Genomic DNA, 12,838 nt, shown 5'->3' with positions numbered 1-12,838 from the left:
CAAACATCGACCGTGGGCGCGCGTGCGCGATAGGGTCGGGAGCAGTAATGACTCTCAGCCTGCGGGGTTTGGCGACAGGAGGCACCAATGTCGATAACGGTTCGACCGGCCGCGGACGGCGATTTCTTCGCTTGGCTCGGCCTGTACGAGAAGTATGCCGCGTTCTACGAGACCGCTCTCACGGATGAGAAGGCACTCCTCGTCTGGAGCTGGCTGATCGACCCCGGGCATGAGGAGAACGCGCTGGTCGCGGTCGACGACGAGGCCGGCGAAGAGAACCAGCTGGTCGGACTCGTACATTTCAGGGAGTTCGCCCGGCCGCTCGAGACCGATCGCGGCCTGTTCCTCGACGACCTCTATGTCGATGAGCCGTCGCGGGGCCACGGAGCAGGCAAGGCGCTCATCGAGGCCGTGCGCGGAATCGCCCAGGAGCGCAAGCTCGGCGTCGTGCAGTGGATCACCGCGCCCGACAACGAGACGGCCATCCGCCTCTATGAGGAGCTGGGCACCCGCACACCGTGGGTGACCTACGAGATCGCGCTGTAGCCATGCAACTCGGCACGCGCTGGCCGGTCGGCGGAGACGCTCCGGAGTCGCTTCCTGAAGTGGTCGCCTACGCCGTTTCCACGGTTGAAGAAGAGCTGGTCGCGCTTGATGTCGACACGGTCACGTGGCGCTGGACGCTGACCTGGCTCGAAGGCAGGCCGGTCGTCGAGCTCGATGACGGCACGGTGATCCGCTACAACGCGACCGAGGATTCTGCAACGATCACCCAGCCTGTCGACCACGAACCCGACGAGTTCGACGAAGACTGAGCTCTAGCGGGGCAGCATCGGCAGGTCGCGTGCCGCCCTCTCACGGAGGCCCTCGAACACGGCCGTCTGGTCGGCGTAGCCGGCGATGGCGCGGCGTGCGGCCCTGTGGGCGCCCCATGCTGCGATGGCGGTCCCGGCACTGATCAGTGCACGGTCGACCCGGGTCGGAGTGGTCGACCGGTGGTGTGTGGTCCTGGAGTACGGGATGACGGTCATGATGCGTCCCCTTCCGTTTCGTTCACGTGTTGCGGTACCTGGGTACCGGCAGACAACAGGAGTCGGGACGCGATGAGCGCGAGCACGACGACGACCCCGCCGCCGATCACGAACGGAAGCCTGAGGTCGATCCGGGCGACGAAGCCGCCCAGGATCGTGGCGATCGGCGTGAGTCCCCAGCCGATCGTCCTGATGATTCCCATCGCGCGACCGAGCATGTCGGACGGCACAATGGCCTGGCGCAGGGCCCCCCACGGCACGTTCCAGACGGCGACACCGAATGCTCCGATCGCATAGGCGCCGATCGCCACGAAGAGATTGGCGGTCAGACCCACCCCGAGCAGGCCGACTCCACCGACGAGGACTGCGGTGAACATCACGCGACCCCGCCCGAACCGGCTCACGAAGATGCTCGAGGTGAGCGCGCCGATAAGTGCACCCACGCCTACCGCAGCCGTCACGACGCCGATCGCGGCCGCCGGCACGGAGAAGGTCTGCAGCAGGAGCAGCACGACGCTCCCCTGTGCGAACGCAAGGGCCGACGCCGTAATAGAGGTGACGACGATCATGTTCCGGAGGAAACGCTGGTGGATAAGGAACGAGACGACGGCGCCGAAGCTCGGCCTCAGCGCCTTACCTTCGCTGTCTTCCGCACGGCCGGACGCGAAACCACGCGCGGCAGCCGCAGGGATAGCCAGGGCGAGGAGGCCTGCGATGAGGAAGCCGCTGCCCGTCAGCCAGATCGGAAGGCCGATCGCGACGGCGAAGAGAAAGCCTGCGATCGGCGTCGCGATGAAGTTCTGCACGACGATCTCAGCCGACTGCATGCGGCCGTTCGCCCGATCGAGCTGGTCGCGCGTGACGAGGCTCGGCACCACGGTGGTCGTGGCATTGTCGAAGACGGTCTCGCCCATCCCGAACAGCAGTACGCACGCGTACAGCCACCAGATGGTGAGCTGGTCGGTCGCGATCAGGCCGGACAGCAGAGCGGCGACAGCGAACCGGAGGGTGTTGGCTACCGCCATCGCGATGCGCCGGTCGACGCGGTCGAGAAGCATTCCGGCAGGGATACCGAAGATCAGCCACGGAAGGTAGGTGACGGCGGTGAGCCCCGCGATGAGTGCAGGATCGCGCGTCAGGGTCGTCGCGATCAGCGGAACGGCCGTGCGCCCGAGTCCGTCGGCCAGGTTGCTCGCGATGGCGGCACTCCAGAGCCGGTTGAACCCCGCGCTGAGCGGAGCGCGCCGCGGCTTGTCCAGAACGGTAGGAGCGCTCATGCGTCGTCACTCGCTTCGTCGATCAGCGGGAAGGCGTTGAACTGGATCTGCGTACGGCGGGCGCCGGGCGTCTCCTGTTCTCTGTACTTCGCGGTTAGTGCCGCCAGAATCTGCTGGTATTCCTCGCCGAACGCCTTGAGCTGTTCGGGGGTGAGCTTGAGGTGGGCGGTTGACAGCAGCGAGGACTCCACCCAGTGCATCCCGAACGTGTCGAGACCATAGCGCATGAACGCCGACAGCCGCCGTTCGTTGTTGAGCTGCCATTCGCGCGAGATGAGTTCCGTCGCCTCACGGCCCGCCCTGGTCTCGAACGTCTCGGGCGACCCGATGGAGACTCCGCCGGGCATGATCTCCCACCATCGTTCACGGGCAGAGCCTTTGCCTTCGACCTCGCGGATGATGTTGTGTTTGGCCAGCTGGCGCAGGTGGTAGCTGGTTGCTCCGCTCGACTCCCCGAGGCGGGACGCGAGGCCGCTCGCCGTCAGCGGTCCGAAATCGGAGAGCTCGTTCATGATCTGGACCCGGAGCGGATGCGCGAGTGCACGCAGCGCGTCGATGCTGAGGGGCGGGTAGCGTCCGCCGGCCGGCTTCGGGTTCTCGCCTGAATCGCTCATGGCTCCAGATTAGCGATGCAAAGCTTTCTTTGCAAGTGTTTCTTTGCAATCATTCATTTGCAATGGATAGTTTGCAATGAAAGGTTTGCACAGCGCAATCGCCCGCGGTCCTAGGCTGGGGCAATGGCAGAATCGACCAACCCTTTCTTCGCACCGAGCACCCTCCCCTACCAGTTACCGCCGTTCGCGGAGATCCGTGACGAGCACTACCGTCCGGCATTCGAGCGGGGATTCGAGGAGCACTTGGCCGAAGTCAGGGCGGTCACCGCGCAGTCGGACCCGCCGACCTTCGAGAACACGATGATTCCGCTCGAGAAGGGCGGCCAGATCCTCCAGCGCGTAGCCGAGGCTTTCTACAACAAGAGCTCCTCCGACAGCAACGACACCACGAACGCGCTCGAAGAGGAGATCGCTCCCCTCTTCGCTGCCCATGACGACGCGATCAAGCTCGACCCTGCGCTCTACGCTCGGATCAAGGCGCTCCACGATCAACTCGACACGCTCGGCCTCGACGACGAGTCGACCTACCTCGTGCACCGGTACTTCACGGAGTTCACGTTGGCCGGCGCCGGTCTGAGCGACGAGGACAAAGAGAAACTCACAGAGTACAACCAGCGACTGTCCACCCTCACGACCCGCTTCGAGAAGAACCTGCTCGCCGACACGAACGACCTCGCCGTCGTCGTGGATGATGCCTCTGAACTCGACGGCCTCGCAGAAGGCGAGATCTCGGCAGCAGCGGAGGCCGCACGTGAACGAGGGCTCGATGGTAAATTCGTCATCACGCTCGTGCTCCCGACCGGGCATCCGTTCCTTGCCGGGCTCACGAGCCGGGGGCTTCGTGAGCGCATCATGACTGCGTCGCGTTCGCGCGGCATCCGCGGTGGCGACAATGACAATCGCAACCTGGTGCTCGAGATCACCAGACTGCGGGCCGAGCGTGCCCGCCTCCTGGGCTTCGACACCCACGCAGCGTATGTGACGGCCGACGAGACGGCCAAGAACCCGCAGGCCGTCGCCGACATGCTGGGCCGCCTGGCCCCCGCGGCGGCGCGCAACGCGCGCGCCGAACAGGCGGACCTTCAGCAGCAGATCGGTGACGGTGACGCCCTCAAGAGCTGGGACTGGGCCTTCTATACCGAGAAGGTGCGACAGGCGAAATACAACGTGGACGTCGCTGCGATGCGGCCATACTTCGAAGCCGAACGCGTGCTGCGCGACGGCGTGTTCTACGCAGCGACGCGACTGTACGGCATCACCTTCGCCGAGCGCGCCGACCTTGTCGCCTACCACCCGGATGCGCGGGTCTTCGAGGTCACGAACGAAGACGGCTCCCCCCTCGGCCTGTACATTCTCGACCTCTACACCCGCGACTCCAAGCGCGGCGGCGCATGGATGAATCCCCTCATCTCGCAGTCCGCCCTGCTCGGCAACCCGACCGTCGTCGTCAACAACCTGAACGTGCCGAAGCCGGCAGCCGGTGAGCCCACCCTTCTCACCTACGACGAGACCAACACCCTTTTCCACGAGTTCGGTCACGCCCTGCACGGCCTGTTCGCCCGCGTCACCTACCCGAAGTTCGCCGGCACGAACGTCTTCCGCGACTTCGTCGAGTTCCCGAGCCAGGTGAACGAAATGTGGATGCTCTGGCCCGAGATCCTCGAGAATTACGCCGTCCACCACGAGACCGGCGAGCGGATGCCCGACGAGCTGGTGGACAAACTGAATGCCTCGTCGTCGTTCAACGAAGGCTTCAAGACGAGTGAATACCTTGCTGCCGCCCTCCTCGACCAGGCCTGGCACACGATCACGGCCGACGCCTCCGTCGCTGACGTCTCGGCGTTCGAAGCTGATGCGCTCGCTCGCGTCGGACTCGACAACCCCGCCGTCCCGACACGTTATGCCAGCACCTACTTCGCGCACACCTTCTCGGGCGGCTACGACGCGGGGTACTACTCCTACATCTGGAGCGAGGTGCTCGACGCCGATACGGTCGAATGGTTCAAGGAGAACGGCGGACTGAAACGCGACAACGGTGACCGCTTCCGTATGCGGCTTCTCGGGGTCGGCGGTTCGAAGGATCCGCTCGAGGCGTACCGGGATTTCCGGGGCCGGGATGCGGTGATCGAGCCGCTCCTGAAACGGCGCGGACTCGACAGCTGACCAGCCGCCACACCACAGGGGTAACACCGACGAATGGGGCACCATGACGGATCAACCGGCATCGAATACCGATCTCCCTCTTCGGACGCTGGTGAGGCTGGCGATCCCAGCGGTCCTGATCGGCGTGGTGTCCGCGCTCGTTCTGTGGGCCCTTGACGAGGTCTCCGCACTCGTCGACGACGGCGTGTGGACGAACCTGCCGAAGGCGCTCGGCATCGACGGTTCGTCGGGGTGGTGGATCTTCGGCGTGCTCACGCTCACGGGTCTTGCTGTCGGCCTGGTCGTCCGGTTCGTGCCGGGTCATGGGGGCCCGGACACCGCGACCACCGAACTCATGGCACCGCCGCTGAGGCTGGGCGTGCTCCCCTCGCTCATCGTCGTCACCGTTCTCGGCCTGGCCGGGGGTGTCAGCCTCGGCCCCGAGAACCCGATCATCGCCATCAACGCTGCGCTCCTGGTCGCGCTGATGGCACGACTGTGGCCGCGCATCCCCAGCAACCTCATCATCCTGATCACCGGGGCCGGAACCATCGGCGCTCTCTTCGGCACACCGGTGGCGGCGGCGCTCGTCTTCACGGGAATCGTGGCGGCACTGAAGACCGGTGGTGCCCTCTGGGATCGGCTCTTCCTTCCGTTGGTGGCCGCAGGGGCGGGGTCGATCACGATGACGCTGCTCGATCATCCGACCTTCCTGGTGCCGATGCCCGCCTACACCACGATCCAGCCGGTGGATCTGCTTTCCGGCCTGATCATCGGCGTGGTCGCGACCGCCATCGGGCTGGTCGCGGTGTTCCTGTTCCCGCTCGTGCACCGGTTCTTTCACCGCATCGGAAATCCGGTCCTGTACATCACCCTTGGCGGCGCCGTACTCGGCGTCCTCGGTGCGATCGGCGGCCCGATCACACTGTTCAAGGGGCTCGCGCAGATGAGTGAGCTCGTGCAGGGTCGCGCCGAGTTCTCGGGTTGGCAGCTTCTCGGGATCGTCGCTGTCAAGGTGGTCGCTCTCGTCGTCGCCGCGTCCGCGGGCTTCCGGGGTGGGCGAATCTTCCCGGCGGTTTTCATCGGTTCGGCGGTGGGCGTCCTGGCGAATGCGGTGGTCCCTTCCGTTCCGCTGGCTGTGGCGGTGGGGTGCGGAATCCTCGGCCTGACGCTTGCAATCGCCCGGGACGGGTGGGTGGCGCTTTTCGTCGCTGCTGCCGTGACAGGCTCGGCGGCAATGCTTCCGCTGCTGTGCCTGATCGTGTTGCCGACCTGGCTCATGGTTTCGCGGGCACCGTTGATGCTGATTCCCGCGGCCGAACCGCCTGTTGCCGATAAGCCTTCGCCGTCGCCGACGAGTGCGTGACTCTCAGGGTCAGGCGGATTTCTCTTCGCGACGGGGGCGGTGAGGGACAATCGTCGGTGCGGCGTTCTCGAGCACCGCTTCACGGGTGACGACGACGCGGGCGACTTCGCTGCTCGAGGGAACCTCGAACATGATCGGCCCCAGCACCTCTTCCATGATCGCCCGAAGACCGCGCGCTCCCGTCTTGCGGAGCACGGCGAGGTCGGCGATCGCCTCGAGGGCCGAGTGCTCGAAATCGAGTTCGACGCCGTCGAGTTCGAACATGCGCTGGTACTGGCGCACGAGAGCATTCTTCGGCTCGGTGAGGATCTGCATCAGCGCGCTCTGGTCGAGCGGCGTCACCGTGGTCACGACGGGGAGCCGGCCGATGAATTCGGGGATGAGACCGAACTTGTGCAGGTCTTCGGGAAGAACCTCGCTGAAGAGGTTCATGTCGTCACCCTTGCTGTGCAGCGGGGCGCCGAAGCCGATGCCCTTCTTGCCCGCGCGCTGGGAGATGATGTCTTCGAGACCCGCGAACGCTCCGGCGACGATGAACAGGACGTTCGTGGTGTCGATCTGGATGAATTCTTGATGCGGGTGCTTGCGACCGCCCTGCGGCGGGACCGAAGCCACTGTGCCCTCGAGGATCTTGAGGAGCGCTTGCTGCACGCCCTCACCTGAGACGTCGCGCGTGATCGACGGGTTCTCGGCCTTGCGGGCGATCTTGTCGACCTCGTCGATGTAGATGATGCCGGTCTCAGCCCGCTTGACGTCGTAGTCCGCGGCCTGGATGAGCTTGAGCAGGATGTTCTCGACATCTTCGCCGACGTAGCCCGCCTCGGTGAGCGCGGTGGCATCGGCGACCGCGAACGGAACGTTGAGACGCTTCGCGAGGGTCTGTGCGAGGTAGGTCTTGCCACAACCGGTCGGGCCGATGAGGAGGATGTTGCTCTTGGCGATCTCGATGTCGTCGATCGTGTCGGCGGACGTGATCGTCGACCGGGCACGAACCCTCTTGTAGTGGTTGTAGACGGCGACGGCCAGTGCCCGCTTGGCGGCTTCCTGGCCGATCACGTACTCCTCGAGGAAGCCGAAGATCTCTTTCGGCTTCGGAAGGTCGAACTCGCTGCTGGCTTCTTCGCCGGCCTCGGCGAGACGCTCCTCGATGATCTCGTTGCAGAGTTCCACGCACTCGTCGCAGATGTAGACGCCCGGACCGGCGATGAGCTGCTGGACCTGCTTCTGGCTCTTGCCACAGAAGGAACACTTGAGCAGATCGGCGCTTTCCCCTATGCGAGCCATCCGTCACCCTCCTCCTTGGGTACTTTCTCCGAGCCTAGCCTGTGCTTGCGACAAAGATGGGCACCCGTGCCGCAATTGGTCTTTCGGCGCGTTCGCCGTCAGCGATTCGCGTCACAGCAGGTGCCGGAGATACCGCTGCGGGTCGCTGAGGTAGAACTTCCAGTGCCGCACGATCTCCAGGTCTTCCCACGTGCTCTCACGGATCCCCCACTCTCCTGTCTCCAGCAGGCGGGCACCCGGCAGCGAGGCGAGAATCGGCGAATGGGTCGCACAGAGCACCTGTGTTCCCCGCTTCACCATCTCGTTGAGATTGGCGAGCCAGCGCAGAGTCGACTCGAAGGACAGGGCGGCTTCGGGTTCGTCGAGCACGATGAGCCCGGCCACGAACTGCGGGTGATTGAGTTTCGTCTGAAGCAGCTCATTGAACGACTCGCCGTGACTGAGCGAGTGCAGCACGGCATCCGGACCACCGAGCGCTTCGAGGTAGGTGTAATAGCCGTGCATCGTCTCAGCGCGCAAAAAGAAGCCCCATCGCGCGGCTGTTGGGCTCCTTTCGACCAACAGCCATTCGCCCAGGGGCGATTCCGACGCACGCGTCACGTGGGAGCCCTGATTGCTGCCGCCCTCGGCCGGCAGCCCGTACGCAGTCGCGATGCCCTCGACGAGCGTGGACTTGCCGCTTCCGTTCTCGCCGACCAGGAATGTCACACCGCTCGCGAGTTCGAGCCCCTCGAGCAACACCTGGGCGACGGCCGGGATCGTCGCCGGCCAGACGTCGGGGTCCCACGGAGCATCCTGGTACGCCCTGACGCGACGAACGGGGCGATCGTCGTCCAGACGATCGCCCCGTTCGGTCATGCCGGAGACTCTACTTGACGAGTGCCGGCAGGTTCTTACGGCTGGTCAGCACCTGGTCGATGAGACCGTACTCGAGCGCCTCTTCGGCGGACAGGATCTTGTCGCGGTCGATGTCCTTGTTGACCTGGTCCTGCGAACGGTTGGAGTGGCGCGCGAGCGTCTCCTCCAGCCAGGTGCGCATGCGCATGATCTCGTTCGCCTGGATCTCGATGTCCGACGCCTGGCCCTGGCCGGCTTCGCCGACGGCAGGCTGGTGGATGAGGATGCGCGCATTCGGCAGGGCGAGTCGCTTGCCCGGCGTTCCGGCTGCGGTCAGCACGGCTGCTGCAGATGCAGCCTGGCCGAGCACGACCGTCTGGATGTGCGGGCGGATGTACTGCATCGTGTCGTAGATCGCCGTCATCGCGGTGAACGAGCCACCGGGCGAGTTGATGTACATGACGATGTCGCGGTCGGGATCCTGGCTTTCGAGCACGAGCAGCTGGGCCATGATGTCGTCAGCTGACGCGTCGTCGACCTGCACTCCGAGGAAGATGATGCGGTCCTCGAAGAGCTTCGCGTACGGGTCCTGGCGCTTGTAGCCGTAGGCTGTGCGCTCCTCGAAGCTCGGCAGGATGTACCGCGAGCCCGGGGCCTGGATCCCGTTGAACGCTTGTCCGCCGAAAGTGGGGATGTTCATGTCTTTCCTATTCCTTCCGGTGGTCTCTACTTGGATTCCGAGCCGGCCGTGCCGCCGCCGCCGACGACTTCGGTCGCGGTCTCGCGGATGTGGTCGACGAAGCCGTACTCAAGCGCCTCCTGGGCGGTGAACCACCGGTCGCGGTCGCCGTCGGCGTTGATCTGCTCCACCGACTTGCCCGTCTGGGCGGCGGTGATCTCGGCGAGGCGCTTCTTCATGTCGAGGATGAGCGCTGCCTGGGTCTGGATGTCGCTCGCGGTTCCACCGAACCCACCGTGGGGCTGGTGGAGGAGAACACGCGCATTCGGCGTGATGTATCGCTTGCCCTTGCTGCCCGCCGTCAGCAGCAGTTGCCCCATCGACGCCGCCATGCCGATTCCCACGGTGACGATGTCGTTCGGTACGAACTGCATCGTGTCGTAGATCGCCATGCCCGCGGTGATCGATCCGCCGGGCGAGTTGATGTACAGGTAGATGTCCCGCTTGGAGTCCTCTGCCGCGAGCAGGAGCAGCTTCGCCGCGATCTCGTTGGCGTTCTCGTCACGCACCTCCGACCCGAGCCAGATGATGCGGTCCTTCAAGAGTCGGTCAAAAACACTCGGTTGCATGCCCGATTCGGCCATGTCTCGCTCCATTTCGTTGTCGCTTCGGAATCGAATCTATAGGAGCGGCGCGGCGGAATCCGCGCTGTTCGCCGTGGGCAGATAGCCGCGCCGGCCATCTGCCCACGCCGAACCAACAAGCACAGTGCGGTGGGCAGTGAACAGCACAGGCCGCTTCGCGGCTCCAGTCTTTCTCAACCCTGAGCCCCATCTCCGGCCGGCCCGGTGACGAGTTCGGCCGCGTACGCCGCGACGGCCCGGCGGTAGAGCGGGAGATGTGACGCGAGCGCTCCGAGGGCGACGGATGCGCCGGCCACCGCATCCCCTCCGCTCACGAGCGCGAGCGCGAGGAAGGCGCGCACGGCGTCAGCGAGTTCGTCGTCGGGACGCTGGGCCAGCTCGTCGCGGAGCAGCGTGACGCTTTCGTCGGCGCGGCCCAGGTTGCGGAGGGTGCTGGCCAGCTGGATGACCGCCTGCGCCCGGTGCGGGGAGGTGAGCCCGAGAGCGAGGGCGCGGCGGTAGAGGGGTTCGGCATCCGCTTCGAGGCCCGCGTAGTCGCGGGCTCCCGCCGCCTCGAATGCGGCGCGGGGGTCGTCCACCGGTCGTTCGGCGACGAGCTCATCGATGCGTTCGACGACGGCATCCTCGCCGAGAGCGCCCGCCTGCGTCCATACCGCGTTGACCCGCGCATCCCAGTCGTTCATCGTTGGCGTCCCGTCTTGTCGTCTATTTGTCAAGAATGGCTAGTGCCACTGGGTTGCACTGACCGTCTTTGACAACTACAGCGGCCGGCTCATGCAGAACGGGCCGGACATCGTTCGATGCCCGGCCCGTTCACGCTTGTGTACTGCTACTTCTTCTTCGACTTCTTGGCCGGCTTCTCAGCCTCGGCGGCCTCTTCTTCAGCGGCTTCTTCCGCTTCGGCAGCGTCGGCGGTCTCGACGACCTCTTCGAAGATGTTCTCGCTGTCTTCGTCACCGTTGTCGACGGCCGTGAACTCGGCCAGGTCGACCTTGTTGCCGTTGGTGTCGGTCACGTCGGCACGGCCGAGAACGATCGCGAGGGCCTTGTTGCGGGCGACCTCACCGACCATCGACGGAATCTGCCCGTTCTCGCTGAGCACCTGAACGAACTCGTTCGGCTCCATGCCGTACTGCGCCGCACCCTGGATGAGGTACTGCGTCAGCTCGTCCTGGCTGACCTTGACGTTCTCGGCCTGGGCGATCTCGTCGAGAAGGATCTGCGTGCGGAAGGTGCGCTCGCTCGACTCGGTGACCTCGGCGCGGTGCACGTCGTCTTCGAGGCGGTTCTCGCTCTCGAGGTGACGGTGCACCTCGTCTTCGACGAGCTTGGCTGGAATCGGCACCTCGACGAGCTCGAGGAGCTTCTCGACGAGCTGGTTGCGTGCATCCGCGCCCTGACCGAAGGTCTTGGAACGCTCGACCTGCGTGCGCAGGCTGCTGCGGAGCTCGCCGATCGTGTCGAACTCGCTCGCGATCTGGGCGAAGTCGTCGTCGGCCTCGGGAAGCTCGCGCTCCTTGACAGCGGAAATGGTTACCGTGATCTGGGCGTTCTCGCCCTCGTGGTCTCCACCCATCAGCGGAGCCTCGAACGTGGTGGTCTCCCCCGCGCTCAGTGAGTCGAGTGCCTCGTCGATGCCCTCGATGAGCTCGCCGGAGCCGATCTCGTACGAGATGCTGTTGGCGGTGTCGACCTCCTGGTCGCCGATCGTGGCAACCAGGTCGATCTGGGCGAAGTCGCCGGTCCTGGCCGGGCGGTCTACCGTGACGAGAGTGCCGAAGCGGCTGCGCAGGCCGTCGAGCTCCTCTTCCACGTCATCGACGCTGACCTCGGCCGCGTCGACCGTGATCTTGAGGTTGTTGTAGTCGGGGAGCGTGAGCTCGGGGCGCACGTCGACCTCGATGGTGAGCAGCAGGTCGCCGGAGAAGTCCTTCTCGTTGGGCCACTCGGTGATGTCGGCCTCGGGGCGACCGAGGGTGCGCAGCTCGTTCTCTTCGACGGCCTGGCGGTAGAAGCCGTCGAGGCCCTCGTTGACCGCGTGCTCGAGAACGGCGGCCTTGCCGACCCGCTGGTCGATGATGGCCGGCGGAACCTTGCCCTTGCGGAAGCCGGGGATGTTGACCTGCTCGGCGATGTGCCCGTAGGCGTGGGTGATGCTGGGCTTCAACTCCTCCGGCGTCACCGAGATGGTGAGCTTCGCGCGTGTGGGGCTGAGCTTTTCGACCGTGGTCTTCACGTGTTGGGTTCTCCTGATAGTTGAACGATGGTCTTTGCGGAGGTTATGAGGTTGGTCGGGGCGACAGGATTCGAACCTGCGACCTCCCGCTCCCAAAGCGGGCGCTCTAGCCAAGCTGAGCTACGCCCCGGGTTCGTCGACCTCAACCCGCCGGTCCGTTACCGCGACGCGAACGAACTCGTCGGGGGCGAAAGACCACGCGCAAGTCTACTGCACCGGCATGGAGCCCGCTGACCCACGGCAGCGTGGTGGTCAGAGCGCCCAGTGAACCTGTACTACGATGTTCGGGTGCCCGGCCGAGCCGGCGCGGGGATGTAGCTCAATGGTAGAGCCTCAGTCTTCCAAACTGATTACGCGGGTTCGATTCCCGTCATCCCCTCCACAAAAAGCCCGATTTACCGGCTGTTTCCTTCTACTGCGTCGCATTAAGCCAACCGGGGATGCCGAAAATCCAGTTCTCTGACCACGCGCTCGGACATCTCGGCACTCGGTTTCTACGGTCACGCCGACTCGCTCCGCAAGATGTCCGAGGCATGGCGCGAGATCGAGATCGACCTAGCGATCGACGCTGCTCAGTAGCGGCTCGCCGACTTGTATCGGCGCTCAGCTTGGCGTGTTCATCAGCAGCACGCCTACGACGATCATCAAGCCAGCCCCGACGAACATGACCCACGGCGGCACAATTGATCGCGGCTTCCCTGCAGCCTCGCGCTTGTCGGCCATACGCC

At 65.0% G+C, this 12,838-nt stretch carries 13 protein-coding genes and 2 tRNA genes; 5 read left to right on the top strand and 10 right to left on the bottom strand.

All coding sequences use genetic code 11. From position 1 onward, the window contains the following. Positions 1-87: 87 nt before the first annotated feature. Both ACPPVQ_RS09765 and ACPPVQ_RS09760 read left to right on the top strand, forming a co-directional pair. The gene (locus ACPPVQ_RS09765; RefSeq protein ID WP_426521031.1) at positions 88-546 is read left to right on the top strand and encodes an N-acetyltransferase family protein; all 459 of its coding nucleotides are present in this window, start codon (positions 88-90) and stop codon (positions 544-546) included. Positions 547-548: 2 nt separating this feature from the next. Then, complete coding sequence (locus ACPPVQ_RS09760) at positions 549-815, top strand: hypothetical protein (protein ID WP_426521029.1); 267 nt, start codon at positions 549-551, stop codon at positions 813-815. Between the two features lie 3 nt (positions 816-818). Here ACPPVQ_RS09760 and ACPPVQ_RS09755 read toward each other — a convergent pair whose 3' ends face one another. Genes ACPPVQ_RS09755 through ACPPVQ_RS09745 form a run of 3 tightly spaced genes read right to left on the bottom strand, consistent with a single transcriptional unit; the run spans position 819 to position 2,922 of the window. Beyond that, entirely contained in the window at positions 819-1,031 is a 213-nt protein-coding gene (locus ACPPVQ_RS09755; RefSeq protein WP_426521027.1) for a hypothetical protein, read from the bottom strand. After that, positions 1,028-2,308, bottom strand: coding sequence for an MFS transporter (locus tag ACPPVQ_RS09750; RefSeq protein WP_426521025.1), 1,281 nt, complete (start codon positions 2,306-2,308; stop codon positions 1,028-1,030). The genes ACPPVQ_RS09755 and ACPPVQ_RS09750 overlap by 4 nt, the downstream gene beginning before the upstream one ends. Continuing rightward, positions 2,305-2,922: an ArsR/SmtB family transcription factor gene (locus ACPPVQ_RS09745; protein WP_426521022.1), complete on the bottom strand. Its 618-nt coding sequence runs from the start codon at positions 2,920-2,922 to the stop codon at positions 2,305-2,307. Before ACPPVQ_RS09745 ends, ACPPVQ_RS09750 begins: the two co-directional genes overlap by 4 nt. Positions 2,923-3,045: 123 nt before the next feature. Between ACPPVQ_RS09745 and ACPPVQ_RS09740 the strand changes: the two genes are divergently transcribed. Continuing rightward, entirely contained in the window at positions 3,046-5,085 is a 2,040-nt protein-coding gene (locus tag ACPPVQ_RS09740) for a M3 family metallopeptidase (RefSeq protein ID WP_426521020.1), read from the top strand. A 43-nt stretch (positions 5,086-5,128) separates the two neighbouring features. Next, a complete protein-coding gene (locus ACPPVQ_RS09735) occupies positions 5,129-6,430 on the top strand; it encodes an ion channel protein (RefSeq protein WP_426521018.1) in 1,302 nt (433 codons plus the stop codon). 9 nt (positions 6,431-6,439) lie between these two features. On the opposite strand, the gene clpX is transcribed toward ACPPVQ_RS09735, so the two are convergent. The 7 genes from clpX to ACPPVQ_RS09700 all read right to left on the bottom strand — a co-directional run bounded on the left by clpX (position 6,440) and on the right by ACPPVQ_RS09700 (position 12,240). Beyond that, positions 6,440-7,714, bottom strand: coding sequence for an ATP-dependent Clp protease ATP-binding subunit ClpX (clpX, locus tag ACPPVQ_RS09730; protein WP_426521016.1), 1,275 nt, complete (start codon positions 7,712-7,714; stop codon positions 6,440-6,442). 111 nt (positions 7,715-7,825) lie between these two features. Beyond that, positions 7,826-8,572: an AAA family ATPase gene (locus tag ACPPVQ_RS09725; RefSeq protein WP_426521014.1), complete on the bottom strand. Its 747-nt coding sequence runs from the start codon at positions 8,570-8,572 to the stop codon at positions 7,826-7,828. A gap of 10 nt (positions 8,573-8,582) precedes the next feature. Continuing rightward, positions 8,583-9,251 carry an ATP-dependent Clp protease proteolytic subunit gene (locus ACPPVQ_RS09720; RefSeq protein WP_426521012.1) on the bottom strand — a complete coding sequence of 223 codons (669 nt, stop codon included), beginning with the start codon at positions 9,249-9,251 and terminating at the stop codon, positions 8,583-8,585. Positions 9,252-9,277: 26 nt separating this feature from the next. Beyond that, positions 9,278-9,874, bottom strand: coding sequence for an ATP-dependent Clp protease proteolytic subunit (locus ACPPVQ_RS09715; protein WP_426521004.1), 597 nt, complete (start codon positions 9,872-9,874; stop codon positions 9,278-9,280). A gap of 173 nt (positions 9,875-10,047) precedes the next feature. Next, on the bottom strand, positions 10,048-10,557 hold the full coding sequence (locus ACPPVQ_RS09710) for a tetratricopeptide repeat protein (RefSeq protein ID WP_426521002.1): 510 nt from the start codon (positions 10,555-10,557) through the stop codon (positions 10,048-10,050). A gap of 146 nt (positions 10,558-10,703) precedes the next feature. After that, positions 10,704-12,110: a trigger factor gene (gene tig, locus ACPPVQ_RS09705; protein ID WP_426521000.1), complete on the bottom strand. Its 1,407-nt coding sequence runs from the start codon at positions 12,108-12,110 to the stop codon at positions 10,704-10,706. Positions 12,111-12,162: 52 nt separating this feature from the next. Beyond that, positions 12,163-12,240: transfer RNA gene (locus tag ACPPVQ_RS09700), tRNA-Pro, on the bottom strand. 178 nt (positions 12,241-12,418) lie between these two features. Here ACPPVQ_RS09700 and ACPPVQ_RS09695 point away from each other — a divergent pair. After that, a tRNA-Gly gene (locus ACPPVQ_RS09695) sits at positions 12,419-12,492 on the top strand. Positions 12,493-12,838: the final 346 nt, after the last annotated feature.

Origin of the sequence: Leifsonia sp. McL0618 (genome assembly GCF_049994905.1) — a bacterium.
Classification (GTDB): domain Bacteria; phylum Actinomycetota; class Actinomycetes; order Actinomycetales; family Microbacteriaceae; genus Diaminobutyricibacter.
The sequence above is the reverse complement of the archived record's forward strand: the minus strand, read 5'-3'. Positions and strand labels throughout refer to the sequence as shown.